The organism is Streptomyces sp. NPDC003635, assembly GCF_053587635.1.
Window position 1 is genome coordinate 126,629 of record NZ_JBSFOK010000015.1, and the last position, 26,497, is coordinate 153,125.

Sequence of the window (26,497 nt, forward strand, 5' to 3'; positions counted from 1 at the left end):
CGGTACGGATCAAGTCGTGCTCTCGGGGCGGGGCTTCTTCTGCCACGGGTAGACCTGACGCGGGTCCGGCGGGGTGATGGCGGCTCTGGTCGGCTCCTCGGCCGTCCTGCGCTCGGGGGTGTCCGGCCAGGTCTGCTGGGCGCTCGGCGCCTCGGGGGACGGGGCCTCGGGCCACGGCGGAGGGGCGGCGGCGGGCCCGGCCGTCGCGCCGGGCGTCTCCTCGGTCGTCCAGTGCCGCAGCGCCCCGGCCTCCACGTCGATCTGCGCGCTCAGCGAGTCCAGGTCGTCGTCCGCGAACCGGCGGGCCCGGTCCCGGGCCGCCCAGCGCAGGGAGTCCGCCGACGCGACGATGCGCTCGGTGCGCTCGCGCAGGCCGGGCAGCCGCTCGGCGAGGGTCGTCCGGTCCGGTTCGCTCTCCAGGCGCCGCAGTTCGCCGTCGAGTTCGTGGCCATGGGCGCTGAGCCGCTCGAAGAGGCCGAGGGACTCCTTCAGCGACTCGTCCTCGGCCACCCCCGCGCGCAGCGCCTCCTGAGTGGCGCGCATCGAGGTGCGCAGCTTCAGCCGCAGTTGGGCCAGCTCGCCCACCGGGCCGGGCTGGGCGAAGGACTTGGCGCGCAGGGTGTGGTCCTCGACCGTGCGGCGGGCCTGGGTGATCGTGCGGTCCACACCGCGTTTGGCGGCGCCGACCGCCTTCACCGTGGCGTAGGCGCCGAGCACCACGAGGAGCACGAAGAGCAGGGCCACGATCGCGATCACTGCTTCCACAACGCTCCTCCTCGATTCCGCGACAGCATGCGCCGCGCTGCTCTCCACGGTAAACGCAGCGGGCAGGCCCGGAGTTCCAGAGGAACCCCGAACCTGCCCGCAGGTATCCCGTAGGGGTCTGCCCCAGCGCACCCGAAGCCCCGCCAGGAAGACGAACCGGGGGCTGGGCCGGGAAGACGCCCCGGGGGCTACGCCGGGAAGACGGACCGGAGGCTACGCCGTGACGATGTTCACCAGCTTCGGGGCCCGCACGATCACCTTGCGGATCCCCGCCCCGTCCAGCGCCGCCACGACCTTGTCGTCGGCCAGCGCCACCTTCTCCAGCTCGTCCTCGGAGATGGCGGGCGAGACCTCCAGCCGGGCCTTGACCTTGCCCTTGATCTGGACGACGCAGGTCACCGTCTCGTCCACGACGTATGCCGGGTCGGCCACCGGGAAGTCCCGGTGCACCACGGAGTCCTCGTGGCCCAGCCGGCGCCACAGCTCCTCGGCGATGTGCGGGGCCAGCGGGGCGACCAGCAGCACCAGCGCCTCGGCGACCGGGCGCGACACCGCGCCGCCCGCCTTGGTCAGGTGGTTGTTCAGTTCGGTGACCTTGGCGATGGCGGTGTTGAAGCGCATGCCCTCCAGGTCGCCGCGCACCCCGTCGATCGCCTTGTGCAGCGCCCGCAGAGTGTCCTCGTCGGGCTCGGCGTCGACGACGGTGACCTCGCCGGTCGTCTCGTCGACGACGTTGCGCCACAGCCGCTGCAGCAGCCTGAACTGGCCCACCACCGCGCGGGTGTCCCACGGGCGGGACACGTCCAGCGGGCCCATCGCCATCTCGTACAGGCGCAGCGTGTCCGCGCCGTACTCGGCGCAGATCTCGTCCGGAGTGACCGCGTTCTTCAGGGACTTGCCCATCTTGCCCAGCAGCCGGGAGACCTGCTCGCCCTGGTAGTAGTACGCGCCCTCGCGCTCCTCCACCTCGGCGGCCGGTACGGCGATCCCGCGCGCGTCCCGGTAGACGTACGCCTGGATCATGCCCTGGTTGAACAGCTTGTGGAACGGCTCGGCCGACGAGATGTGTCCCAGGTCGAACAGGACCTTGGACCAGAAGCGCGCGTACAGCAGGTGCAGCACGGCGTGCTCGGCGCCGCCGACGTACAGGTCGACACCGCCGTGCGGCTGTCCCTCGCGCGGGCCCATCCAGTACCGCTCGATCTCCGGGTCGACCAGCCGCTCGGAGTTGTGCGGGTCCAGGTAGCGCAGCTCGTACCAGCAGGAACCCGCCCAGTTGGGCATGGTGTTGGTCTCGCGGCGATACGGGCGGGGACCGCGTCCGTCGCCCAGGTCCAGCGTGACGTTGACCCACTCCTCGTTGCGCGACAGGGGGGTCTCGGGCTGGGTGTCGGCGTCGTCCGGGTCGAAGGTGCGCGGGGAGTAGTCCTCGACCTCGGGCAGCTCCAGCGGCAGCATCGACTCGGGCAGGGCGTGCGCGGTGCCGTCCTCGTCGTAGACGATCGGGAAGGGCTCGCCCCAGTACCGCTGGCGGCTGAACAGCCAGTCGCGCAGCCGGAAGTTGACGGTGCCCTGGCCGGTGCCGGTCCGCTCCAGCCACTCGGTGATGCGCGCCTTGGCGTCGACCACGCCCAGGCCGTCCAGGGAGACGTCCGCGCCGGAGGAGTTCATGATCTTGGCGTCGTAGGAGACGAAGGCGTCGCCCCAGGCCGACGGGTCCGTGCCGCGGCCGTCGGTCGGCTCCACGACACAGCGGATCGGCAGCTCGAAGGCGCGCGCGAACGCGAAGTCACGGCTGTCGTGGCCCGGTACGGCCATGATCGCGCCGGTGCCGTAGCCCATCAGGACGTAGTCGGCGATGAAGACCGGGATCCGCTCGCCGTTGACCGGGTTGGTGGCGTACGTGCCGATGAAGACGCCCGTCTTGTCCTTGGCGTCGGCCTGGCGCTCCACGTCGGACTTGGCGGCGGCCTGCGCGCGGTAGGCGGCTACGGCCTCGACCGGGGTGGCGTGACCGCCGGTCCACACGTCGTGCGTGCCCTCGGGCCACTCCTGCGGCGTGAACTTCTCGACCAGCGGGTGCTCCGGGGCCAGCACCATGTAGCTCGCGCCGAACAGGGTGTCCGGGCGGGTGGTGAAGACGGTGATGCGCTCGCCGTCCACGGGGAAGTCGACGCGGGCGCCCTCGGAGCGGCCGATCCAGTTACGCTGCTGCAGCTTGATGGCCTCGGGCCAGTCCAGCTCCTCCAGGTCGTCCAGCAGCCGGTCGGCGTAGGCCGTGATGCGCATGTTCCACTGGCGCAGCTTGGCCTTGAAGACGGGGAAGTTGCCGCGCTCGGAACGGCCGTCGGCGGTGACCTCCTCGTTGGCCAGCACGGTGCCCAGCCCCGGACACCAGTTGACCGGCGCGTCGGAGGCGTAGGCCAGGCGGTACTCGCCCAGGACGTCGGCGCGCTCGGCGGCGCTCAGCTCGCTCCAGGAACGCCCGCCGGAGACCGCGCGCTCACCGCTGTCGAACTGGGCGATCAGGTCCGCGATCGGACGGGCCCGGCGAGCCTCCTCGTCGTACCAGGAGTTGAAGATCTGCAGGAAGATCCACTGGGTCCACTTGTAGTAGTCCGGGTCGATCGTGGCGAACGACCGGCGCTTGTCGTGGCCCAGGCCCAGTCGGCGCAGCTGCGCCTTCATGTTCTCGATGTTCGACTCGGTGGACACGCGCGGGTGCGTGCCGGTCTGCACGGCGTACTGCTCGGCGGGCAGGCCGAAGGCGTCGAAGCCCAGGGTGTGCAGGACGTTGTGGCCCGTCATCCGCTGGAACCGGGCGAATACATCGGTGGCGATGTAGCCCAAGGGGTGACCGACGTGCAGGCCCGCACCCGAGGGGTACGGGAACATGTCCATGATGAACTTCTTGGGCTTGGCGACCAGCGCCGGGTCCCCCGCCAGGTCGCCGCTCGGGTTCGGCGCCGCATAGGTGCCGTCGGCGTCCCAGAAGTCCTGCCAGCGTGCCTCGATCTCCGCGGCCATGGCGGCCGTGTAGCGGTGCGGCGCGGCCACCTCAGCAGCGGCAGCGGGGTTCGTCTCGCTCATGATCCTCAAAGCTCCATCGATCGTCTCTGCCAGCGGCTGTCACGTTCGGCAAATGAAAAAGCCCCTCGCACAGGAGGGGACGCCGCGCCGATTCCGGCCACTCGATCCGACGGTGGCCGGTGCTGATCAGCGCGGCTCGCTAAGCAGAAGGCGTACGGCACGCATGGCGTCAGGGTACCGCAGCCGTCGAGCGGGTCGCGACGGGCTTTCGGCCCGGTCGGGACCCCCGCGCGGACACCCTCGAACCACTTGTGAAGATTCAGAAAAGCTGAACAAGGTTCAATTATTACCCGGCGTAAGGGCCCCTAGCAGGACAACACAGGCCTCGCATGGCTCATTGATAACAACGCAATAACTCAAATGGCCTACTGGTCGGTTGGGAGCCACTTAGAGTGCGGCACGGGACCGCTTTCCCGAACTGCTCGGAGTTGCCCCCATGAACCCTCGACGTAGTACCAGCTCGCTCCCCCGGCCGGGCCGCTCGGCCTATGGGGCGGCGTCGGCTGTCTTTCTGCTCCTCATACCCGTGGCCGTGGTGGTCGGAGGTGACCGGTTCCGTGAGTTCCTGAACTTCGGCGCAGGTGTCCTGTCCCTCGTCTCGCTCAGCTGCTCGGTGATCTGGGGCCTGGTGGCCCAGGACCGGATCTTCCTGAACACGCGCCAGCGCATCATCGGCCAGGCCGTGCACCGCACGACCGCGGTCGCCGCGATCGCCTTCCTGCTGCTGCACATCACGACCAAGATCGCGCTTAGCCACACCGAGCTGATCGCCGCAGTGATCCCCTTCTCGCTCGGCTTCACCGGCCCCGAGGGCCTGATCGGCCTCGGCTCCCTGGCCGGTCTGCTCATGATCTTCGTGGGCATCACCGGCGCCCTGCGCGGCGCCTTCGCCTCCCCCGCGCCGGTGGCGGCGCGCTGGCGGGCCATGCACATGCTGGCCTACCCGGCCTGGTGCGCGGCGCTGGTGCACGGCCTGCTCGCCGGCCGCCAGGCCAAGCCGATCTTCGTGATCATGTACTGCATGTGCCTGGTCGGCGTCGGTGTCGCCCTGGCGCTGCGGGCGGCGCCCCGCCCGGTCAAGCGCCAGATCGCCGACAAGATCGCCGAGATCCTGGGGACCACCGAGGAGCGCTCGGCCCGCGAGGAACTGGACGCCAGCCGGGCCAGGGTCGCCGAGACCGCGTCCACGGGCGCGCTCCCCGGCTACGAGTCCCAGCGCACCGCGCCGCCCGTCGCCGAACCGGCGAACGGTTTCGCCGCCGCCTACCGTGCGGTGTCCACGCCCCCGCGCCCTCAGCAGTCGTTCGCCGCCGACCAGACCGCCCGGATGGACCTGCCACTGGACCTCCCGCTGGACCTGCCGCTGGACCTGCAGCCCACCGAGGCGATCCCGCTCATGGACAGCGGCGGCAGCACCTCCGGAAGCTGGCCGATCCCCTCGCCCCCGCCCGTCGGCGAGGCGCCCCCGTCGGCCTACGACCCCCTCACCGACACGGGATACAACATCCCGACGTACGGCAATTCGGGCGTCGGCGGGTACGGCGGGAGTGATGTGTACGACACCGGTGAGTCGAACACCCTCTACGGCACGTACAACCCCAACGACACGTACAACAGCGGTCCCGCCAATGAACCACCCCCCGGTGAGTCCTTCGACGCACCGGGTTCGGGCGAACCTTGGAACATGCCTTCCGGAGGCTATAGGTGAACGAGGCCCTGCCCGACGTACCAGAAGTCCGCGTGGTCGGTCTTCCCCAGCTCACGTCGGGCTTCGACCTTGTCGAAAGACTCGATCTGCCCATGCACCTCAAGGTGCACGGGCCGCTCGAACCGATGGGCGGCGAGCAGCTCGCGCAGCTCGCCGAGCGCATCAATCTGAAGGGCCGCGGCGGCGCGGGCTTCCCCTTCCACAAGAAGCTGCGCTCGGTCGCCGAATCGGCGATCAAGCGCGGTGTCCGGCCGGTCGTCGTCGTCAACGGCAGCGAGGACGAACCGGCCTGCCGCAAGGACACGGTGCTCATCAACCGTGCCCCGCACCTCATCCTGGACGGCGCGCTGCTGTGCGCCGAGGCCCTCGGCGCCCGCACGCTCGTGGTGGGGGTCACCCGGGAGTCCACCCAGCGCTCCATGGAGGCCGCGCTCGCCGAACGCGGCCTCAGCAACGGCCGCCGGTCGGCCCTCCGCGCGCGGGTGCAACGCAATCCCGTACGGATGGTGACCGGAGCGGCGGCCTCGCTGATCCGGTCCATCGACGGCGGCCCGGCGATCCCGCCCGGCCGCAAGATCAGCGCCTCCAAGAGCGGCGTCGGCGGCGCCCCGACGCTCCTGTCGAACGCCGAGACCTTCGCCCAACTGGCCATCGCCGCCCGCATCGGCCCGGAGCGCTACGGCAACACCGGCCTGTACGACGAGCCGGGCACCGTCATGCTCACGGTGTCCGGGGCGGTCGCACGGCCCATGGTGATCGAGGTCCCCACGGGCGTCCCGCTGCGCTACGTCCTCCAGCTCGCCGGCGCCCCGCCGGTCCCGCAGGGCGTGCTCACCGGCGGCTATCACGGCAAGTGGATCGACGCGGCGACGGTCAACGAGGCGATCGTCTCGCGCAACTCCCTGGACGCCGCGGGGGGTTCGCTCGGCGCCGGCGCGATCCTGCCGATCAGCCAGGACACCTGCCCGCTCGGTGAGTCCCTGCGCGTCGCCCAGTGGCTGGCCGAGGAGAGCGCGGGCCAGTGCGGCCCCTGCTACCTGGGACTGCCGGCCGCGGCACGCGGCCTGGAGGACATCCTCAACGGCGGTGGCCCCGCGGCCCTGGAGGCGCTCAAGCAGGTCGCGAAGAACGTGAAGCGGCGCGGGGCGTGTTCGCACCCGGACGGCTCGGCGATGTTCTTGGAGTCGACCATCAAGGCGTTCACCGACGACCTGGCCGCGCATGTCCTCGGAAACGGCTGCGGACGGCGCGTGGAGGGCGTCCTGCCGCTCTTCGAGGGAGGCAGGGCCCCGACGGGCATCCCCGGCGGCGGAGAGTCCGAGGAGAACGGCCCCAGCCGCCAGAAGATCTACGTCGACTGGACGCTGTGCCGGGGCCACGGCCTGTGCGCCGACATCCTCCCGGAGGTGTTCGAACTCGGCGCCGACGGCTTCCCCACCGTCGCACAGGCCCAAGTCCCGCGCTACGCGGAGGCGAAGGCCCTCCGCGCGGTCCGCCGCTGCCCGGCGCTCGCCCTGCGCCTGGAGGACCAGACGGAGCGGGCCCCCGCCCGCAACAACCTCCCGGTGCTCTCCCAGGGCCGCGGCCGTCGCGCCCTGGGCCGCTGACGCGACGACCCACAGGGCCGCCCACCACGGGCGGCCCTCACGTCATGTGATCCGCGCACACACGAACGCACCCTGAACGCAAAAGATCCCGCCGGATCTTGACGACCCGGCGGGATCTCACTGTGGAGCTAAGGAGAATTGAACTCCTGACCTCCTGCATGCCATGCAGGCGCTCTACCAACTGAGCTATAGCCCCTTGCTTTGGTCCGCCCGGGTTTCCTGTCGGTTTCCCCGGCGGCGACGCCAACATTACACGGTCCCCCCGGTGCACCACCAATTCGTTTCCGTTCCGGGTCGATACGGGCACTTATGTCCGTTTCCCGAAACCTCGCCCGGCCTCAGGCCGTGACGAAGGAGTAGAACCGCTTGAGCGTGCAGTGCTCTTCGAGGAGCCGGCCGTAGATCGGCTCGCCCTCCAGCTCACGGTACGTCTCGATCGGGTCGCCTTTTATGATCAGCGCCCGCGCGCATTCCTCGCACCAGTACTGGTAGTCCGGATTCACCGGTTCCATGTCCCGGACGATCGGCGTACCGCTGCCGCACCAATCGCACTTTCGCCTGTGCGCACCCATCGATCAGCTCCAGCTGTGGCCGCAGGCCGTGCACACGTAGGAAATTCCGCCGTTGTCGCCGAGAACCTGGGCGACATGGACGGAGCCGCAGGAAGGGCAGCTGAGGCGGGTGACCGTGTCCCGTGTCCAGCTTGCGTCGGAGAGGTGGCCGACCTCTCCGAGGATGCTCGCAGGCATCACTGCTCCCTCCCGTCGGGCCGCGCCCCCTTCCGGCCGTTTGATTCTGCCACGGCCGGGCCAATACGGTCAGCGACGCCTCAGTACCAGTCCGGACACGGCACCCACCGCGGCGGTGCCGGCCAGCGCGAACAGGCACGTGAAGAGCGCCTCCGCAGAGGTATACGCCTCAGAGCCCCCGAGTGACTCAAAGCGGCTCAGGAACAGTGTGCCGAACACCGCGACCCCGGTCAGCTGCCCGAGCTGGGTGACCGTGGCGAGCAGCCCGCTGGCGTCCGCCGCGTCCTTCGGCCGCACGGTGGCGAGCGCGCCGGTGAGGGTCGGGCTGAAGCCGAGCGCGAGACCGGCCCCCACCCCGCCGTACGCGAGGTGCACCGGCACTCCACCGTCGCCGCCGCCGTCCAGCGCGAGGGCCACGCCCGCCAGGGACAGCGCGGTCAGGAAGAAGCCGGCCGGGACGAGAGCGCGCTGCCAGGAGGCGGGCCACCTGCGCCAGGTCAGGCCCACCAGGCCGAAGACGACGGCGGTCGGCGCGAAGGTCAGCCCCGTCCGCAGCGCGCTGTGGCCGAGCCCGCCCTGGAGGTGCAGGGTCAGCGCGAACAGGAATCCGCCGTTGACGGCCATCACCGCCAGGATGCGGAAGGCTGCCAGGCCCATGCCGGGGTGGCGCAGCACCCGGGGAGCGATCAACGGACTGCCGCCGCGCCGGGCGAGGCGGGACTCGTACGCGCAGAACAGCGCGAACACCACCGCGGACCCCGTCAGCGACAGCCAGGACCACAGCGGCCAGTCCTGCTCCTGCCCGAGCACCAGCGGCACCGTGAACAGCGACACGGCCGCCCCCAGCAGCACCAGACCCGGCAGGTCGAGACCCCGCACCGCCGCGGGCCGCCCCGCCGCGTCCCGCGGCAGCATGCGCCGGCCGAGGACCAGCAGTACGGCGCCGACCGGCACGTTGACCAGGAAGACCGGCCGCCAGCCGGTGCCGAACAGGTCGGCGGCGACCAGGGCGCCACCGAGCACCTGACCGGCCGCGGCCCCGGTCGCGAGGACCGCCGCGTACGCACCGAGCGCCCGCGCCCGGGCCGCACCGGTGAAGGTGCGCTGGATGAGGCTGAGCACCTGAGGGATCATCAGCGCCGAGCCGCCGCCCTGCGCCAGGCGGAAGACGATCAGCTCGGTGACACCCTGCGCCAGACCGCAGGCGAGCGAGGCGGCGGTGAACAGGGCGAGTCCGCAGAGGTAGACCCTGCTGTGACCCAGGCGTTCGCCGAGCCGGGCGCCGGTGATCAGCAACACCGAGTAGGTGATGGCGTATCCGGCGACGATGAGCTGCAAGTCGGCGCCGGACGCCTGGAGTTCGCGGCCGAGGGTGGGGGCGGCGACGTTCACGATGAACACGTCGAGCAGCGCCATGAACTGGGCGCCGAGCAGCACCGCGAGCAGCAGCCGGGGCCGGTTGTCAGTGGCGGGTGCTTCACTGGTCGCAGGACTTGAGCCGGGTGCGGGAGCCGGTCCCGTCCGGGGTGTGGTCGTCATGCCGTCGAGCGTGACGACGCTCCGGTACGGGTGCCGAGTGCCCGCTGATGCTGGTAGTGACAGCACCTGGCAGGGGACGGGTCCGACGTCGACGATGGGGGACGTGACGATGGGGACGACACAGCGCCGCCGACCGGAGCTGGCCGCCTTCCTGCGCAGCAGGCGGGCCCGGGTGACACCGCAGGACGTCGGCATGCCGCCGGGCTTACGGCGCCGCACACCGGGGCTGCGCCGGGAGGAGGTGGCCCAGCTCTCGGGCGTGGGCGTCACCTGGTACACCTGGCTGGAGCAGGGCCGGCCCATCAACGCCTCCGCGCAGGTCCTGGACGCCGTGGCCCGCACCCTGCGGCTCGACCCACCCGAGCGGGAGCACCTGTACCACCTGGCCGAGGTGCCCTGCGCCCCCGTCCGGCAGGCCCCGGCGCAGACCGTCGGACCGGAGATCAGGGGCATCCTCGACGCGCTGGCGCCGCGTCCGGCGGTGGTCTACAACACGCGCTACGACATCCTCGCCGCCAACGCCCCCTACCGGACCGTGTTCGCCTTCCCCGGCGCCACCCGCCTCGACGGGACCGCCAACGCGCTGTGGACGCTGTTCACGTCGCCGGACGAGGACTGCCCGCTGGTCTTCCGGGACGACGAGCTGCCGGTGATGGTGGCGACCCTGCGCGCCTCCTACGGCCGCCATGCCGGGGAGCCCGTCTGGGAGGACTTCATAGCCGGGCTGTCCGCGGCCAGCCCGCTGTTCGCCCGGCTGTGGGAGAGCGGCGACGTGGCACGGCCCGGACGGCGCGTGAAGGTCTTCCGGCACGCGGAGGCGGGCGAGCTGCGGATGACCTCGGTGTCGCTGTCGATCAACGGCATGCCGGAGTGCCGGATCGTCGTCTACACGCCGGACGACGAGGAGACGGAGCGCCGCGCGGCCCTGCTGCACGAAAAATCCCTCCCCCTGACGGGGACGGGATTCTGATCCACTGATCTTTGACAACTCAAGAGTGAACCACCCGAGAGTGTCGGTCTGTGGAGCTAAGGAGAATTGAACTCCTGACCTCCTGCATGCCATGCAGGCGCTCTACCAACTGAGCTATAGCCCCTTGCGTTCTCCCTGCTCGGCCGGGCGAACAAGAAGAACTTTAGCCTGCGACCTGCCAGAAAGTGAAATCCGGGTCCGGGCCGCCCTGCGAGCGCGTCAGTCGTCGTCGCCGAGCACCGGTTCGGGCAGGGTGCCGGCGTTGTGCTCCAGCAGCCGCCAGCCGCGGGCGCCTTCGCCGAGGACGGACCAGCAGCAGTTGGAGAGGCCGCCGAGGCTCTCCCAGTGGTGCGCCTCCAGGCCGAGGAGACGACCGATGGTGGTCCGGATCGTGCCGCCGTGGCTGACCACCACGAGCGTGCCGTCGTCGGGCAGCTTCTCGGCGTGCCGGAGCACGACCGGAGCGGCGCGGTCGGCGACCTCGGTCTCCAGCTCGCCGCCGCCGCGGCGGACCGGCTCACCGCGCTTCCACGCGGCGTACTCCTCGCCGTACTGGCTGATGATCTCCTCGTGCGTGAGCCCTTGCCAGACGCCCGCGTAGGTCTCGCGCAGGGCCTCGTCGTGGGCGACCTCGAGGCCGGTGAGCGCGGCCAGCTCGTCGGCCGTGTTCGCGGCGCGCTGGAGGTCGGAGGCGACGATCGCGTCGGGCTTGAGGGAGGCCAGCAGCCGGGCGGCGCGGCGGGCCTGGGCCACGCCGGCCTCGGTGAGGGCGACGTCGGTGGAGCCCTGGAAGCGGCGCTCCACGTTCCACGAGGTCTGGCCGTGCCGCCACAGGATGACGCGGCGACCGCGGCCGGGCCTGCCGGCGGCCACCTCACCGGTGGCGCTCATCGCCACTCACCGTCCGGCTCGACCGCCTCCTCGGCGGCCTGCAGCTTGGCGTGCTCCGCGGCCTTGCCGCGGGTGGCCTTGGCGTCCTCGGGCAGCTCCAGCTCGGGGCAGTCCTTCCACAGCCGCTCCAGGGCGTAGAAGACACGCTCCTCGCTGTGCTGGACGTGGACGACGATGTCGACGTAGTCGAGCAGGACCCAGCGGGCCTCGCGGTCGCCCTCGCGGCGGACCGGCTTGGCGCCGAGCTCCTTCTGCAGCCGCTCCTCGATCTCGTCGACGATCGACTTGACCTGGCGGTCGTTGGGCGCGGAGGCCAGCAGGAAGGCGTCGGTGATCGACAGCACGTCGCTGACGTCGTAGGCGATGATGTCGTGCGCGAGCTTGTCGGCGGCCGCCTGAGCGGCGGTGTTGATGAGCTCGAGGGATCGGTCAGTGGCGGTCACTACAAGGCTTTCCGTCGGCGGTCGATAGGACTCAAGGGTCTCACGACCGCCGACGACGCCCCACGCGATTGTTTCTCCGGCCGGGCTCCAGCGCGCCGGGCTCCGGCCGGAGTGTCGCTACGACGACGGCTCGTAGTCCTGCCCGAGGACCACCGACACGTTCGCGTTCGAGGTGACCTTGCCCTTCGATACCGCGCTGGTGGGCAGCCCCAGGGTCTTGGCGACCTCGGTGGCGTTCTCCTTGTCGGCCGCGTCGGTGTAGACGACCTTCGAGGCGGACTGGGCCGCCGAGGCGGAGCCGCCCTCCAGGAAGGTGAAGCCGCCGTTGAGGAGGACCACCCGGGCCTTCTCAGTGTTGTCCTTCACACCGGTGGCGTTCTGGACCGAGACCCGCACGGCCGCGTCCTTGTCGGGGCTCTTCGCGGTGCCGCCGAGGACGTCCTTGACCACGCTGGCGCTGGTCTCGGCGCTCAGCGTCCCGTCGCCCTGCACCGGCAGCAGGGCGGTCTTGTAGTCGCCGCCCTTGGCGAGGTCGGCGAGCTCGGCCAGGAAGGTGCCGAGGTCCTTGTCCGTCATGGACGGGTCCAGGATCTGCTGGAGCGTCTGCACGGTGACCGTGGCGGCCTGCGCGTCGGAGGACAGCTTGCGCAGCACGCCCTGCATGACCTGCCCGAACCGCTCCAGCTGGGCGTTCGGGGCTTCGCCGGAACCGCGGTAGGTGGCGTAGGCGACGGCCATCTTGCCGCTGAGGGTCTGGTCCTCGCCCTTCTTCACCAGGGGCGCGGCGCCTTTGGACTTGGCGTCCGGGTCGGGCACGTCGGTGTTGGTGTCGACGTCGATGTTGCCCACGAGGTCGACGAGGTTCTGCAGGTAGGGGGTGTCCAGACGCCAGGTGCCCTGGATCTCGGTGCCCAGGACCGTGTCCAGCGACTCGCGGGTGCCGGAGGAACCGTCGTCCTCGACCGACTTGGCGAGCGTGGTCGTGGTGCCGTCGTCGCCGGTCAGGGCGAGGGAGTTGGGCAGCAGGACCGTGGTGCCCTGGCCGGTGGTGGTGTTGTCGACCAGCAGCGCCGTCGCCGTGTCACCGCTCTTGGTGTCGTGCAGGTGGACGACGACCACGTCCCGCTTCTGGGCGCCGACGGCGGTGGCGCCACCGGTCCTGTCGTCGGAGGAGGACAACCCGGGCAGCTTTCCGGCGTACCAGAGGTAGCCGACACCGCCGACCGCGCACAGCGCCAGGACGACGACGAGGGCGACCACGCGGCTGCGGGCCCGGCGCCGGGCCTCCTCGCGGCGCTCGGTGCGGTTCTCGGTGAACGCCAGCCAGTCGATGACGTCCTCGGAGTCGCCGTCGGGCTCCTCCACGAAGGCGAACTGCTCGGTGCGGTAGTCCCGTTGGTCCCGCCCGGGCTCCTCCGGCTCCTCCGCGGGTCCGGCCTGCTGCGGGATGTAGGCGGTCTGCTCGGCGACCCGAGGCTGCTGCCCGCTGCTCGCGGCCTGCCCGTAGGGGTCGTACGGGGAGGCCGTACCGCCGTAGCCACCGGCACCACCCGGGCCACCCGGGCCACCGGCACCAGCCGCGCCGCCCCGGCCGTAGGGGTCGTAGCCGTCGTAGGAGTCGTACGGCTGCACCGGCTGCTGCTGACCGGTCGCGTACGGGTCGTAGCCGTACCCCTGCTGAGCGTAGGGGTCGTAGGGCTGCTGCGGGGGCGGTTGCGGGACCGGTCGGTACACGGGCCGCCCGTACTCGTCGTAGCCGACCAGTTCGTACTGCTGGTCGGCCCCGTACTCTGCGCCCCCCGCGTCGTATCGGTCGTTCACCGGTGCCCCTCTCGGCTCACTCGCCGCGGTACAGCTCGCGCTTGTCGATGTAGCGCACGACTCCGTCCGGCACCAGATACCAGACCGGGTCGCCCTTGGCGACTCTCGCACGGCAGTCTGTGGAGGAGATGGCGAGCGCGGGAACCTCGACCAGCGAGACCCCGCCCTCCGGGAGACCGGGATCGGCCAGGTGGTGGCCGGGCCGGGTGACCCCGATGAAGTGCGCGAGGGAGAACAACTCTTCCGTGTCCCGCCAGGTCAGGATCTGGCCGAGGGCGTCGGCGCCGGTGATGAAGAAGAGGTCGGTGTCGGGGTTGAGCGCCTTCAGGTCGCGCAGGGTGTCCGTGGTGTAGGTCGGGCCGCCGCGGTCGATGTCGATGCGGCTCACCGAGAACTGGGGGTTCTCGGCGGTCGCGATGACCGTCATCAGATAGCGGTCCTCGGCCGGGGAGACCTTGCGGTGGGTCTTCTGCCACGGCTGCCCGGTCGGGACGAACACCACCTCGTCCAGGTGGAACTGCGCGGCGACCTCACTGGCCGCCACGAGGTGCCCGTGGTGGATCGGGTCGAAGGTTCCGCCCATGACGCCGAGCCGGCGCTTGCCGGGGTTCGACGGGCCGTTGCTCGGGCCGGTAGGCATGTCCTGCTCTCCCATGCGTGCAGACCCTACCGGCCCGACCCGTGAGCCTCGCTCGCCAGACCCCCTGGGGGACGTCCGGGGCGGGCTCGGCGCCGGCTCAGCGGTCGCGGTTGAAGCGGGTGGTGACCCACAGCAGCAGCATCAGGATGACGAAGGCAGCGCCCCCGGTCACCAGCGGTTCGAGGCTCTCGTGGTTGCCGCCGCCGTGCTCTCCGCCCTCGGAGGCGAGGGTGACCAACTGGGCAGCGGTGCTGTGGAAGCTCATCTTCGGCAGAACCTTCGGGTGTGGGCGGGATAAAGATGTCGGCTCATCGTAAGCGGGCGGCTCCGCGCCGATCACGCCGACTCCGCCGATGGGGCACGGCCCGCCGGAGCGATCCCTCGCCCAGGCAACTTATCCGGCGCCTCACTCGTCCTTCGACTTGTACCCCCGCAGCAGGAACCACGCGGTCAGGACACAGCCCAGGATCATCACGACCAGGACGACCCGGAGCAGATTCCCCGCCCCTTGTTTCCCGGCCGCGCTCGCGGCCTCGGTCAGCCAGGCGGCTGCGGGGTTGTGCTCCATGGCGTGGGACTCCTTCGCTGTACTGCCCGTCCACGGTAACTCCGCCTAGGCTGGAGCCTGCTTCGGGGGCCCGAAGGGGCCGCGGCACGGCCACACAGACGCACATGGGGGATCACATGTCCGACGACGGCCACCAGCAGGACGGGCACGAGAACGTGCCGAGCAGGCAGCGCAGGCGCTTCCCCGGCATCTCCTCGCGTGCGTACGAGCACCCGGCCGACCGCAGTGCGCTGGTGGCGCTGCGCAAGCTGAGCGGGTTCGACACCGTCTTCAAGGCGCTGAGCGGCCTGCTGCCCGAGCGGAGCCTCAGGCTGCTGTTCCTGTCCGACTCGGTGCGGGTCTCGGACCAGCAGTTCGCGCACCTCAACGACATGCTGCGGGACGCCTGTTACATCCTGGACCTGGAGAAGGTCCCGCCGATGTACGTCAACCAGGACCCGCAGCCGAACGCGATGTGCATCGGCCTGGACGAGCCGATCATCGTGGTCACGACCGGGCTCGTCGAGCTGCTCGACGAGGAGGAGATGCGCGCGGTCGTCGGGCACGAGGTCGGGCACGCGCTCTCCGGCCACTCGGTGTACCGGACCATCCTGCTGTTCCTGACCAACCTGGCGCTCCGGGTCGCCTGGATCCCGCTGGGCAACCTCGCGATCATGGCGATCGTGACCGCGCTGCGCGAGTGGTTCCGCAAGTCGGAGCTGTCCGCGGACCGGGCGGGACTGCTGGTCGGCCAGGACCTCCAGGCCTCGATGCGCGGCCTGATGAAGCTCGCCGGCGGCAACCATCTGCACGAGATGAACGTGGACTCGTTCCTGAAGCAGGCCGAGGAGTACGAGGCCGGGGGCGACCTGCGTGACTCCGTGCTGAAGATCCTCAACGTGCTGCCGCGTTCCCACCCCTTCACCACCATCCGGGCGGCCGAGCTGAAGAAGTGGTCCGAGTCCCGCGACTACCAGCGGATCATGGACGGCCACTACCCGCGGCGCAGCGAGGACAAGGACACCTCGGTCTCGGACTCGTTCCGGGACTCGGCCTCGCACTACGCCACCCACGTCAAGACGTCCAAGGACCCGCTGATGAAGCTGGTCTCGGACATCGCGGGCGGTGCGGGCGACCTGGGCGGCCGGGTGCGGCGGGGCTTCGGGGGCTTCACCGCTTCGGCGCCGCCGAGGGACTCGTCGCAGCGGAACTCCTCGCCGAACGACCAGCCGCCGACGGACACGCCACCGCGTGACGGCGAGTGACAGCGAGCACCAGCGGCTGACGGAGACCGGGAGAGACGCGACGGCGACCGGCAGGGAAGCGGCGGAGACCGGCGGCGTCTACAGCGACGCTCACACCTTCGGCTGGGCGCTCGCCGCCAGCGAGCCGCACAGCGCCGTCGCGCTGCCCGTCGCGTAGGGGTCCGACCCGGCCGGGCCGCCCGCCTTCGCGGTCTGCCCGGCGAGCAGCGGGCGCAGCCGGTTCGCCGAGTCCTCGGAGCAGGACATCGGGCCCGCCTGGACGTAGGAGACGATCAGCTGGGCCTGGCCCATCCGCAGGTCGTCGCGGTCGAAGCGGAAGTGCAGCTCGCGCCGGACGGTGAACAGGGACGCCTCGGCCCGCGCGTCGGTACCGGCCGGGCGCAGGGCGTACACGAAGGTGTGGTCCGCGCTGACCTCGAGGGTGGACGAGTCGGTCTCGGCGGCGGCGAGGCTGCCCTGGACGCGGATCTTGCGGTCGGCGAGTTCGACGGCGTTCGGGTCGAAGCGAACCAGCCAGCCGGTCGGGGCGTGCCGGCCGTCCGCGGTGGGGTGGTCGAAGCTCTGGTCGAACTGGTCGAGTTGGTCCGGGTCGAGCAGAACCCGCACGGGCCTGATCTGGTCGCCGGCGATCACCTCGGGGTAGAGCGCGGAGCGGACGATGTAGTCCTTGGCGATGCTCAGCGCGCTCACGACCTGACCGTCCGAGAAGTGCGCGGTGCTTCGGGAGGCCGGCAGCGGTACGCCCTCGGCGCCGATCCGGTACTGGGCGGCGGGGCTGTGCGCGAACAGCGCCTCGGTGTCGGTGGAGCCCGGCACCTTGCCCTGCGGGGCGAGCGGGATCACGGTCATCCGCAGCGGCTCCACGGGCTGCGGCCGCGGCGGGGTCTGGTAGGGATGCCGTACCCCCATGTAGATCGCGGTGCCGAAGGCCACGGCGATCAGCACGACGAGGATCAGCGCCTGCCGGGACACGCCCCGGCGCACGGGCGCACGGCGGCGGACGGCCGGCGCGTGATCGTCGATGCGCTCCTGTGCGGAGAACTCCTGGAGCCGGGCAGCGCGGACGAACGACTCGTCGAAAACGACGGATCGGTACTCGTCCTCGCCACCGCCGGGTCCGCCCTCGGGTGTCCCCTCGGATGGGTCTCCAGGCCCGCCCATATCTTCAGGGTAGGTCGCGGGGCGCTCAGGTAAACGCCCTGCTGTACGACAAGTTCTGACAGGTTCTCACCAGAAATGGCGGGTTCCGGTCGGCATCCGCTCAGGGCAGTCGCGGGACGGCCGAGATGGCCGGCTGGGAATGGTCGGCGGAAGCCGAGGGCGACCCCGCTCCGCCCTGTTCCAGGCCGGTCGAGGAGGGCGGCGGGATCTGCTCCCGGTTGCCCGAGGAGGCGCCGCGGTAGACCGCGGCGAAGGCCAGCGCGACCATGCCGATACCCATCACGAGGGCGAGCATCCACGCCACGGGGCGGTGCCAGCGGACCACCTGTTTGCCGTAGGGGCCCGGGGCGCCGTAGCGGCCGTCCAGGACCTCGGTGTCGTCCAGGTCGTCGAAGTCCCGATCATGGCTGAAGCGACGGGGGTCGTCGGGGCCGTATCCGTCCTCGTACCGCTCGCCGCCGCCGTGAGCGCGGCGGGCCTCCGCCTCGGAGGCCTCGGCTCTTGCCTGGGCGGCGGCCAGGAGGCGTTCGACGGCGGTCGGCTCGTGCAGCGTCGCCGCCTGTACGAAGGCCTCGTCGAAGACCACGGAGGCGAACTCTTCGTCCGACACCCCGCGGTCGTGGTCGTCGTCGGGCTCCCAGCCGTCCGGGAACGGCGTGCCCCCCACGTCCTCCGGCACGGCTCCAGAGTAGTCCTGGGGGGTCAATTTGGGCAGACGGTATGGAAATTCATCCGTCCGGCGGGCCGTCGCTCATGCGGCTTTCGAGCGGCGCACGGGTACGCGGGGGGCGCGTGCCCCCCGCATATGCGCCGCTCAGACCTCTCAGACCGCTCAGACCCCTCAGACCGCTCACGCCGCCCGCACCCCGCGCGCGGGGATCAGCGCCGGATGTGCCCGTCGCCGGTGACGATGTACTTCGTGCTGGTCAGCTCCGGCAGGCCCATCGGGCCGCGGGCGTGGAGCTTCTGGGTGGAGATGCCGATCTCCGCGCCGAAGCCGAACTGACCGCCGTCGGTGAAGCGGGTGGAGGCGTTGACCGCCACCGTGGTGGAGTCCACCAGCTGGGTGAAGCGGCGGGCGGCCTGCTGCGAGGTCGTCACGATGGCCTCGGTGTGGCCCGAGGTCCACAGCCGGATGTGCTCCACCGCCTTGTCCAGCGAGTCCACGACCGCCGCGGCGATGTCGTACGACAGGTACTCCGTCTCCCAGTCCTCCGGCGTGGCCTCCACCACGGTCGCCCGGGAGTCCTTGGCGTACGCCATGACCCGCTCGTCGGCGTGCACGGTGACCCCGGCCTCCGCGAGGGCGTCCAGGGCGCGCGGCAGGAACTCGGGGGCGATGTCCTGGTGGACCAGGAGGGTCTCGGCGGCGTTGCAGACACTGACCCGGTGGGCCTTGGAGTTGATCAGGACGTCGACGGCCGTGTCGAGGTCGGCCTGCGCGTCGACGTAGACATGGCAGTTGCCGGTGCCGGTCTCGATCACCGGGACGGTGGACTCGTTGACGACCGTCTGGATCAGCGAGGCGCCGCCGCGCGGGATGAGCACGTCGACCAGGCCGCGGGCGCGCATCAGCTCGCGCACGCTCTCCCGGCTCTGGCCCGGCACGAGCTGGACCGCGTCGGCGGGCAGCCCCGCGCCGCCGACCGCGTCCCGGAGCACCCGGACGAGGGCACTGTTGGACTCGTAGGCGGAGGCGGAGCCGCGCAGCAGGACGGCGTTGCCGGACTTCAGGCACAGGGCCGCCGCGTCCACCGTCACGTTCGGGCGGGCCTCGTAGATGATGCCGACCACGCCCAGGGGCACGCGGACCTGGCGCAGGTCGATGCCGTTGGGCAGGGTCGAGCCGCGGACGACCTCGCCGACCGGGTCGGGCAGCGCGACGACGTCCCGCACGTCGGAGGCGATGGCGCGCACCCGCTCCGGGGTCAGCGTCAGCCGGTCGATGATCGCCTCACTGGTGCCGGCCTCGCGGGCGGCGGCGATGTCCTTGGCGTTGGCCTCGACGATCTCGCTCGTACGGACCTCCAGGGCGTCCGCGATGGCGAGCAGCGCGTCGTCCTTGGCGGCCCGCGGCAGCGGCGCGAGGTCGGCCGCGGCGGCCTTGGCGCGGTAGGCGGCCTGGGTGACCGGGGTCATCGAGTCGTACGGCGAGAGCGTGGTCATGAGGGAAGGGTAGTGCGCCGGACGGACCGGTTCACCGGACGTCCCACACCGCGAGACAAGCCGTCCGAAGGTGACGCAAAAGGGATTCTCGAGCGCCCGCCACGACACGTACGACCGACATGCACGACCGGCTACTAGTACGGGTGCACGCCCACCGGACTCGCCGGTGGCGGCCCGTACCCCTCCGCGATCCGCTGGTGGTAGGTCTCGCGGTCGATGACCTCGAGGCCCACAATCTCCCAGGGCGGCAGGCCCGCGCTCTGGCGGTGCTCGCCCCACAGGCGCAGCGCGACGGCGGCCGCGTCGTGCAGGTCGCGGGCCTCTTCCCAGTACCGGATCTCCGCGTGGTCGTTGGCGTAGCGGCTGGTCAGCAGGAAGGGGTGGTCGTGGGCGAGCTGCTCGAGGGCGCGCCGGACCTCCTTCAGCGGGGCCTCCTCGCCGGAGACGCTGAGGGTGACGTGCCACAGCCGGGGCAGGTCATCGGGCTTGCCGGTCTCCTCGCCCCCGGCCAGCTCGCCGGTCGCGACGCTGGTCAGGGCGCGCTCCTCCCCCAAGGCCCGGGAGCCCGCCGCTCGGGAGGAGGCACCGCCGATCCCACCGCCGGACGCCGCCGCCCCAGGGCGTACTCGTCTCACGACGGCCTCCTTCGTCCACGGTCGAGCAGCGCTCGTTCGGAAATAGGTCCCTGAGACAAAGTTGAGCAGCCCGCAAGCAGTTCTGTGGCGCTTTTGCGGAACGTCCACCTCAGGGCGACGACTTCACCGGGGCGTTCACCCTGTTTTCGGACGGCCCCCACCCAAAGGTCGACTGCGGCCCCCGCCCAGCAGCCGGTCACGGCCCCCGCCCGGAAGCCGGTCACAGCCCCCGCCCGGCGCCCCGGTCACGGCTCCAGCAGCACCAGATCGTCCCGGTGCACGACCTCACGCTCATAGGCCGCTCCCAGCTCCCGCGCCAGCTCCCGCGTGGACCGCCCGATGAGCTGCGGGATCTCCTTGGCGTCAAAGCTGACGAGTCCGCGCGCCACCGCCCGCCCGGCCCCGTCCCGCAGCTCGACCGGGTCCCCGGCGCTGAACTCGCCCTCCACGGCCGCGATCCCGGCCGGCAGCAGCGACTTGCGGCGCTCCACGACCGCCCGCACCGCGCCGTCGTCCAGCGTCAGCGAGCCCTGCGGGGTGGACGCGTGCTGGAGCCACAGCAGCCGGTCGGCGGACCGCTTGCCGGTGGCGTGGAAGTAGGTGCCGGTGTCCCGCCCCGACAACGCCTCGGCCGCGTACACCGCGCTGGTCAGCACCACGGGGATGCCCGCGGCGGCGGCGATCCGGGCGGCCTCGACCTTGGTGACCATGCCGCCGGTGCCGACCCCGGCCTTGCCCGCGCTGCCGATCTCCACACCGGAGAGGTCCGCGGGCCCCCGCACCTCCGCTATCCGCGAGGTGCCCGGCTTACTGGGGTCACCGTCGTAGACGCCGTCCACGTCGGACAGGAGGACCAGCAGGTCGGCGCGGACCAGGTGGGCGACGAGCGCGGCGAGCCGGTCGTTGTCACCGAAGCGGATCTCGTCCGTGGCGACGGTGTCGTTCTCGTTGACGACCGGCAGCGCGCCCATCGCGAGGAGCTTGTCGAGGGTGCGGGAGGCGTTGCGGTGATGGGCGCGGCGGCTCATGTCGTCGGAGGTGAGCAGCACCTGGCCGACGCGGACGCCGTAGCGGGCGAAGGAGGCGGTGTAGCGGGCGACGAGCAGACCCTGGCCGACGCTGGCAGCGGCCTGCTGGCGGGCCAGGTCCTTGGGCCGGCGGCGCAGTCCGAGCGGGGCCAGTCCGGCCGCGATGGCGCCGGAGGAAACGAGAACAATCTCACGTTCTCCGCCGCTGCGGCTCTTGGCGAGGACGTCCACGAGGGCGTCGACCCGGTCCGCGTCGAGCCCTCCGGAGGCCGTTGTCAGGGACGAGGAACCCACCTTGACGACGACCCTGCGCGCCTCGGTCACGGCCTGCCTTGCGCCTGTCACCTGCTGTTCCGTCCCCTCGCACGTCGACTGCACCGCAATCTACGCGAAGGGCGCGGTCCGCCGCGCGCCGGTCCGGAGGCCGGACACGAGACGGTAGCGATCCGGTGACGCTGTGCGTCCGGCGAAAAGGTTGTACGGGTTGCTTATAGAAGTGAAAGAAATATCAAACTTAATATGGCCTTTGTGTCAACGACTGTTCCCCCCGCGCGGCGCATCCTCCTCAGATCGGGGAAGAGCCCCTACGACGTCGTCCCCGTGGAAGAAGCCCTCCACCGCGACGTCATCGCCACCAACTCCGGCAACCTGATCTTCAGCGACGCCACCCACAAGATCCTTGAGCTCCCCGGCACCGAGGTCGTGTCCAACGGCATCCGGACGAACGTGCAGGCCGCGGGAAGGATCAACGAGCAGTACGACGTGTTCGTCGTGCCGCTCGCCAACGCGTTCCGCCCCTCGTTCGAGCCCCAGCTCAAGCGCCTCACACAGCTCATCACCCGGCTGAAGATCCCGGTCGTCGTGGTGGGGGTCGGCGCCCAGACCGGGCTCTCCTACGACCCGGCGCGACTGAAGCCGATGGAGCCCGCCGTACGCGCGTTCGTCTCGGCGGTGCTCGACCGGAGCGCCTCGATCGGCGTGCGTGGCGAGTTCACCGAGAAGTACCTCAAGGACATGGGCTTCCGGGATGTCGAGGTCATCGGCTGCCCGTCGATGTTCATGTACGGCAAGGACCTCGACGTCGCCAAGCGTGCCCCGGAGCTCACCGCCGAGTCCCGGGTCGCGATCAACGGCTCGCACAGCGCCGTGCAGACGCAGGGTCTGGACCGGGTCATCGCGGAGGCCCACGCGCGCTACCCGCACCTGCGCTACATCGGCCAGAACCTCAGCGACGCGGTCCAGCTGCACTGGCGGGACGTGTCCGGTCCCAACGGCAAGATCACGGCGATGCCGACGCACCCGACCCACCCGATGTACCGGGAGGGCAAGGCCCGCGTCTACATCGACCCGATCACCTGGATCGACGATCTGCGCGAGTTCGACTTCTCCTTCGGCTCCCGCATCCACGGCAACATCGCGGCGCTGCTGGCCGGCACCCCCGCGACCGTGCTGTGCGGTGACTCGCGGACGCTGGAGCTGTGCCGGTACTTCGACATCCCGCACCACCGGATCGACCAGCTCGCCAAGGGCGAGACGGTGGACCCGGCGAAGCTGTACGCGGAGGCCGACTTCGGCGCGCTGACCGGCGGCCACTCCGAGCGGTTCGAGCGGTTCACGGCGTTCCTGGACCGCAACGGCCTGCAGAACACCTTCACGCACGGCGACGGCGGCGCCGCGTTCGAGAAGCGGATGCGCTCGCTGTCGTTCCCGGCCGGCATCGGCCCGTGGAACGACGCCGACCCGGTCGCCATGGCCACCCGGTTCGGCTGGCTGCAGAACCGGATCAGCAAGCTGACCGAGGACAACGCCAAGCTCAAGCGGGAACTGGCGCAGGCCGGCAGCAAGGCGACGGCGGCCCCCGCGGCTGCCACGCCGACGTCCGTCTACCGCCGGGCCCGCCGCGTGGTCCGCCCGCTGCGCAAGGCGCTCCAGTCCGGCCGCCAGTAGAGGCACTCCGGTCCGACCGCCGGTGACAGGCGACGGACGCCAGTAACACACCGTCACTCCAAGGTCTCCGGACGACACCCGCGTGTCGTCCGGAGGTGGGCGCGCGTTAACCCGGACGCACCCCTGCGCCGACCTTGGAGTGACCGCAGTGCCCCTACCCCTACCCCTGCCCCGCATCCGGATCCCGGTCAAGGCGCTCACGGCCGCGGCCCTGGCCGCCGCCTTCTGCGCCCAGGCCGTGGCCGCCCTGCGCCCGAACATCCCGCTGCTGATCGCCGCCACGGCCCTCTCGCTCGCCGCGGAGGGCGTCCTGTACCGCTGGCAGCGCGGCATGCTGTCCGTCTTCGCCAAGTCGCAGATGGACATCACCGTGCGCCATGTGGTGCGGGACCTGCTGCTGGTGGTGGCCCTGCTGCGGCTCGGCGGGCAGGACCGGGAGTCGTCGTACACCCCGCTCATCGCCGGCCTGCTCGCCTTCTACGCGCTGCACTGCCTGATCCAGGCGGTCTCGGTCCTGGTCCGCCGCACCCGCACCCTGCCGGTGGTCACCCGGAACATCGACGCCTCCGCCCTGCGCCTGTCCCCCGCCCCGCCCCTGCTGCTGCGCCGCCCGGGCCCCCGCCTGCTGGTCCACGGCCTGCCCGCGACGGCCGGTCTGCTCACCACGACGGCCACCGCCGACGCGCGCGCCGCGGCCCTCGGCATCGCCCTCTCCCTCGGCCTCGCCGTGCTCGGCCTCGTCGACCTTCTGCTCCGGCTGCTGCCGGGCCGTCGCCCGGTCGGCGAGCAGCAGGCCCTGGAGTGGCTCGACCGGTGGCTCGCGGAGTACCGCCCCACCGTCGGCCTGTACTTCTCCGGCGGTGTCTCCTCGGCGTACCAGGCGAACATGTGGCTGGAACCACTGGCGAAGCTGGACGGGCGGCCGGTGATCGTGCTGCGCGAGCGCTTCATGGTCCACAAGCTCGCCGCGACCGACGTCCCCGTCATCTGTCTGCCGAAGGTCTCCACGCTGATGCGACTGGAGCAGTCCACGCTCCAGGTCCTCATCCACCCCTCGAACTCCGGCAAGACCTCCCAGGTGCTGCGCATCCCGACGCTGAAGCACACCTTCGTCAACCACGGGGAGAGCGACAAGCTGTCCTCCTGCAACCCGTACGCGAAGGCCTACGACGAGGTGTGGGTGGCCGGACCCGCCGCGCGTGAGCGGTACGCGCTGGCCGAGGTGGGCGTCGAGGACAAGGACGTGGTGGAGATCGGCCGCCCCCAACTGGACTCCGTACGGCCGTACTCGGGCCCGCCGACCGGACGGTTCACGACCGTCCTGTACGCGCCGACCTGGGAGGGCTGGGACGGAAACCCCGGGAACACCTCGGTGATCGAGGCCGGCGAGAACGTCGTACGGGCGCTGCTGGCGGATCCGGGCGTACGGCTGCTGTACAAGCCGCATCCGCTGACCGGCTCGGTCGATCCGCGGGCCGGAGCCGCCGACCTGCGGATCCGGGAGCTGATCCGGGCCGCGAACCGGGAGCGTTCCGGGCCGCGGCCCACGGATGACGGGGAACTCACGCGGCGCACCAAGGAGTTGGACCGGCTCACCGTGACCGCGTTCCGCGGCGGCGCCGATCAGCTCGAGCGGATGCTGGCGCAGTCGACGCCCGAGCCGGGCCGGGCCGAGGCGGTGGCCGAGGCCACGGCCGCCTGGGAGGAGGCCTACTGGGGCGCGCTGCCGGAGTGGGAGCACCAGACGGTGCTGGGCCCCCGGCCCACGCTGTTCTCCTGCTTCAACCGCTGCGACCTGCTGATCAGCGATGTCTCCAGCGTGGTCAGCGACTTCCTGGCGAGCGGCAAGCCGTACGCCGTGGCGAACACCAGCGGCCTCGCAGAGGACGTGTACCGCAAGACCTTCCCGACCGTACGGGCGGCCACCGTGCTGACGCCGGACGCGGCCGGGGTGCCCGCGCTGCTGGAGTCGGTGCGGGATCCGGAGAGGGACGAACTGGTCCAGGCGCGGGCCGAGTTGAAGCGGTATCTGCTGGGCCCGGACGAACCGACCGCTCAGCAGCGCTTCAACGCGGCGGTTCGCAAGCTCGGTTCGGCCGCCGAGGAGCGCCGGGCCCGGCTGGTCCCGGAGCAGCGCCTCAGCGAGTCGCCGGTGCGGGGCGCCGGACCATCCTCCGCAGCGTCCGCCGCGCCTTCCGCAGCGCCCGGCGCGTGAAGTGGTCGGCGCCGCCCTCGCGGTAGCCGGGGACGGCCCGGGCCTCGCGGGGCTCGGCGAGGTACACGGAGTCCGGGATCCCGGCCTCCGGGTCCCGGAAGTACGGATACGCCAGGTAGACCCGGCGGCCCTTCTTCTCCAGGAGGGCCGCCGGCTGCTTCTTGGCCTTGGTGAACCTCAGGACCTCCAGCAGGCGTTCGCCCTGCCGGCCGGCCACCAGATGCATCCGCAGCCGCTCCTCGACCTTCAGCCGCTGGGCCACGCCCTCGTTCCAGTGCACGGCCAGCAGCGGGGCCGCCAGTTCGAGCTTGTGCCGCCGGATCTTCTCACTGTCCTTGAGGAACTTCGGGCCGAACTGCGGCAGCAGCGTGACGACGAAGGGGCGGACCATGAGCACATCGCGCCGGGGGCCGGGCGGGACCATCTCCGAGATCAGGTTCATCAGGGCGCGCGCGGAGTCGAAGCGCAGGGTGTAACTCCCGCTCTTCGTCACGTGCTTGCCGTCCTCGCGGCCCACCAGGTAGTAGCAGGTGTAGTCGGCGACCACCGAGACGCCGTCGGCCCGCAGATAGGCCTCCATCGTGAACAGGGCGTCCTCGCCGGTCCACAGGGATTCGTCGAAGCGCATGTTGTGCCGGGTCAGCAGCTCGCGCCGGAACAGCTTCTGCGCGCTCAGGGTGAACTTGATGTTGGAGGAGTACACATCGGTGCGCTCCAGCGTCCGGCCCCACATCGACCGCGGCGGGTTGCGGTTGATGCCCTCGACCCGGCCGAGGACCACGTCCGTGCCGTTGCGGTCGGCCATCTCGACCATCCGCTCCAGAGCCTCGGGGCCGAGTCGGTCGTCGGCGTCGAGGAAAAAGACGTACCGCCCGGCGGCCTTGCCGAGGCCCACGTTGCGCGGGCCGCTGGGCCCACCGGAGTTCTCCTGCCGGATCACCGTCACCGGCATGGGCGCGCGCGCCGCGAACTCCTCCAGGTACTCCCCCGTACCGTCCGCCGAGCCGTCGTCCACCGCGATGACCTCGACGCGCGCCGGGTCGATGGTCTGCGCCTCCACGGAGGCCAGGCACTCGACCAGGTACGGCATCGCTTCGTACGCCCCGATGACGACACTCACATCAGGCTGCGTCACGGTCACGTTTCCCCCCAGTCAACGGAAGGTTTTCTCCCGTTTCTCCTTTTCGCTACCTAGAAGACGGTTCGGCAAGGTCGGAGGTTGCCTTCTCGCCACCGTTTAGTGACTCAGGTCACAGTACGTTCCAGGTGTGAAAAGCGTTCGGCCCCCGGGGAGTTGGACTCCCAGGGGG

Annotated in this window: 23 protein-coding genes and 2 tRNA genes; 6 read left to right on the forward strand and 19 right to left on the reverse strand. The window is 71.0% G+C overall.

Annotated features, from left to right (window positions below; all coding sequences use genetic code 11):
• Positions 1-9: 9 nt before the first annotated feature.
• Both ACWDRW_RS16965 and leuS read right to left on the reverse strand, forming a co-directional pair.
• Positions 10-765 carry a hypothetical protein gene (locus ACWDRW_RS16965; protein ID WP_451723900.1) on the reverse strand — a complete coding sequence of 252 codons (756 nt, stop codon included), beginning with the start codon at positions 763-765 and terminating at the stop codon, positions 10-12.
• Positions 766-978: 213 nt separating this feature from the next.
• Complete coding sequence (gene leuS, locus ACWDRW_RS16970; RefSeq protein ID WP_451723903.1) at positions 979-3,855, reverse strand: leucine--tRNA ligase; 2,877 nt, start codon at positions 3,853-3,855, stop codon at positions 979-981.
• Between the two features lie 436 nt (positions 3,856-4,291).
• On the opposite strand from leuS, the gene ACWDRW_RS16975 reads away from it, so the two are divergent.
• Positions 4,292-5,563, forward strand: a complete 1,272-nt coding sequence (locus ACWDRW_RS16975) for a cytochrome b/b6 domain-containing protein (RefSeq protein ID WP_451723905.1) — start codon at positions 4,292-4,294, stop codon at positions 5,561-5,563.
• Positions 5,560-7,170, forward strand: coding sequence for an NADH-ubiquinone oxidoreductase-F iron-sulfur binding region domain-containing protein (locus tag ACWDRW_RS16980; protein ID WP_451723907.1), 1,611 nt, complete (start codon positions 5,560-5,562; stop codon positions 7,168-7,170). The genes ACWDRW_RS16975 and ACWDRW_RS16980 overlap by 4 nt, the downstream gene beginning before the upstream one ends.
• A 123-nt stretch (positions 7,171-7,293) precedes the next feature.
• On the opposite strand, the gene ACWDRW_RS16985 is transcribed toward ACWDRW_RS16980, so the two are convergent.
• From ACWDRW_RS16985 to ACWDRW_RS17000, 4 genes are all read right to left on the reverse strand, one after another.
• Positions 7,294-7,366, reverse strand: a tRNA-Ala gene (locus ACWDRW_RS16985).
• A gap of 142 nt (positions 7,367-7,508) precedes the next feature.
• Positions 7,509-7,742 carry a hypothetical protein gene (locus ACWDRW_RS16990; RefSeq protein ID WP_003976229.1) on the reverse strand — a complete coding sequence of 78 codons (234 nt, stop codon included), beginning with the start codon at positions 7,740-7,742 and terminating at the stop codon, positions 7,509-7,511.
• A gap of 3 nt (positions 7,743-7,745) precedes the next feature.
• Positions 7,746-7,919, reverse strand: a complete 174-nt coding sequence (locus ACWDRW_RS16995) for a hypothetical protein (protein WP_351927538.1) — start codon at positions 7,917-7,919, stop codon at positions 7,746-7,748.
• A gap of 69 nt (positions 7,920-7,988) precedes the next feature.
• Positions 7,989-9,353 (reverse strand): MFS transporter, encoded by a 1,365-nt coding sequence (locus tag ACWDRW_RS17000; protein WP_451723956.1) that lies wholly within the window; start codon positions 9,351-9,353, stop codon positions 7,989-7,991.
• A 214-nt stretch (positions 9,354-9,567) separates the two neighbouring features.
• On the opposite strand from ACWDRW_RS17000, the gene ACWDRW_RS17005 reads away from it, so the two are divergent.
• Positions 9,568-10,428 (forward strand): helix-turn-helix transcriptional regulator, encoded by an 861-nt coding sequence (locus ACWDRW_RS17005; RefSeq protein ID WP_451723909.1) that lies wholly within the window; start codon positions 9,568-9,570, stop codon positions 10,426-10,428.
• 51 nt (positions 10,429-10,479) lie between these two features.
• Here ACWDRW_RS17005 and ACWDRW_RS17010 read toward each other — a convergent pair.
• From ACWDRW_RS17010 to ACWDRW_RS17040, 7 genes are all read right to left on the reverse strand, one after another.
• A tRNA-Ala gene (locus tag ACWDRW_RS17010) sits at positions 10,480-10,552 on the reverse strand.
• 95 nt (positions 10,553-10,647) lie between these two features.
• Positions 10,648-11,319, reverse strand: a complete 672-nt coding sequence (locus ACWDRW_RS17015) for a histidine phosphatase family protein (RefSeq protein ID WP_451723910.1) — start codon at positions 11,317-11,319, stop codon at positions 10,648-10,650.
• Positions 11,316-11,762: a ribosome silencing factor gene (gene rsfS / locus ACWDRW_RS17020; protein WP_451723912.1), complete on the reverse strand. Its 447-nt coding sequence runs from the start codon at positions 11,760-11,762 to the stop codon at positions 11,316-11,318. The genes ACWDRW_RS17015 and rsfS overlap by 4 nt, the downstream gene beginning before the upstream one ends.
• Before the next feature lie 117 nt (positions 11,763-11,879).
• On the reverse strand, positions 11,880-13,583 hold the full coding sequence (locus ACWDRW_RS17025; RefSeq protein ID WP_451723913.1) for an LCP family protein: 1,704 nt from the start codon (positions 13,581-13,583) through the stop codon (positions 11,880-11,882).
• A 16-nt stretch (positions 13,584-13,599) separates the two neighbouring features.
• Positions 13,600-14,238: a nicotinate-nucleotide adenylyltransferase gene (gene nadD, locus ACWDRW_RS17030; protein ID WP_451723916.1), complete on the reverse strand. Its 639-nt coding sequence runs from the start codon at positions 14,236-14,238 to the stop codon at positions 13,600-13,602.
• An 82-nt stretch (positions 14,239-14,320) separates the two neighbouring features.
• Entirely contained in the window at positions 14,321-14,488 is a 168-nt protein-coding gene (locus ACWDRW_RS17035) for a hypothetical protein (protein ID WP_451723917.1), read from the reverse strand.
• A 141-nt stretch (positions 14,489-14,629) separates the two neighbouring features.
• Complete coding sequence (locus ACWDRW_RS17040) at positions 14,630-14,791, reverse strand: hypothetical protein (protein ID WP_451723919.1); 162 nt, start codon at positions 14,789-14,791, stop codon at positions 14,630-14,632.
• Positions 14,792-14,907: 116 nt separating this feature from the next.
• Between ACWDRW_RS17040 and ACWDRW_RS17045 the strand changes: the two genes are divergently transcribed.
• The gene (locus tag ACWDRW_RS17045; protein WP_451723921.1) at positions 14,908-16,035 is read left to right on the forward strand and encodes a M48 family metallopeptidase; all 1,128 of its coding nucleotides are present in this window, start codon (positions 14,908-14,910) and stop codon (positions 16,033-16,035) included.
• A gap of 90 nt (positions 16,036-16,125) precedes the next feature.
• On the opposite strand, the gene ACWDRW_RS17050 is transcribed toward ACWDRW_RS17045, so the two are convergent.
• The 5 genes from ACWDRW_RS17050 to proB form a co-directional block, all read right to left on the reverse strand.
• Complete coding sequence (locus ACWDRW_RS17050; protein WP_451723923.1) at positions 16,126-17,196, reverse strand: SCO2583 family membrane protein; 1,071 nt, start codon at positions 17,194-17,196, stop codon at positions 16,126-16,128.
• Positions 17,197-17,296: 100 nt separating this feature from the next.
• On the reverse strand, positions 17,297-17,875 hold the full coding sequence (locus ACWDRW_RS17055; RefSeq protein WP_451723924.1) for an SCO2584 family spore wall biosynthesis protein: 579 nt from the start codon (positions 17,873-17,875) through the stop codon (positions 17,297-17,299).
• Between the two features lie 200 nt (positions 17,876-18,075).
• Complete coding sequence (locus ACWDRW_RS17060) at positions 18,076-19,362, reverse strand: glutamate-5-semialdehyde dehydrogenase (RefSeq protein WP_451723926.1); 1,287 nt, start codon at positions 19,360-19,362, stop codon at positions 18,076-18,078.
• A 134-nt stretch (positions 19,363-19,496) separates the two neighbouring features.
• Positions 19,497-19,997: a hypothetical protein gene (locus ACWDRW_RS17065; RefSeq protein ID WP_451723928.1), complete on the reverse strand. Its 501-nt coding sequence runs from the start codon at positions 19,995-19,997 to the stop codon at positions 19,497-19,499.
• A 245-nt stretch (positions 19,998-20,242) separates the two neighbouring features.
• Positions 20,243-21,370, reverse strand: coding sequence for a glutamate 5-kinase (gene proB, locus ACWDRW_RS17070; protein WP_451723930.1), 1,128 nt, complete (start codon positions 21,368-21,370; stop codon positions 20,243-20,245).
• A gap of 174 nt (positions 21,371-21,544) precedes the next feature.
• Between proB and ACWDRW_RS17075 the strand changes: the two genes are divergently transcribed.
• Entirely contained in the window at positions 21,545-22,972 is a 1,428-nt protein-coding gene (locus tag ACWDRW_RS17075) for a polysaccharide pyruvyl transferase family protein (RefSeq protein ID WP_451723931.1), read from the forward strand.
• Between the two features lie 148 nt (positions 22,973-23,120).
• Complete coding sequence (locus ACWDRW_RS17080; protein WP_451723933.1) at positions 23,121-25,187, forward strand: hypothetical protein; 2,067 nt, start codon at positions 23,121-23,123, stop codon at positions 25,185-25,187.
• Here ACWDRW_RS17080 and ACWDRW_RS17085 read toward each other — a convergent pair.
• Positions 25,111-26,328: a glycosyltransferase family 2 protein gene (locus ACWDRW_RS17085; protein WP_451723934.1), complete on the reverse strand. Its 1,218-nt coding sequence runs from the start codon at positions 26,326-26,328 to the stop codon at positions 25,111-25,113. The genes ACWDRW_RS17080 and ACWDRW_RS17085 overlap by 77 nt on opposite strands.
• Between the last annotated feature and the right edge of the window lie 169 nt (positions 26,329-26,497).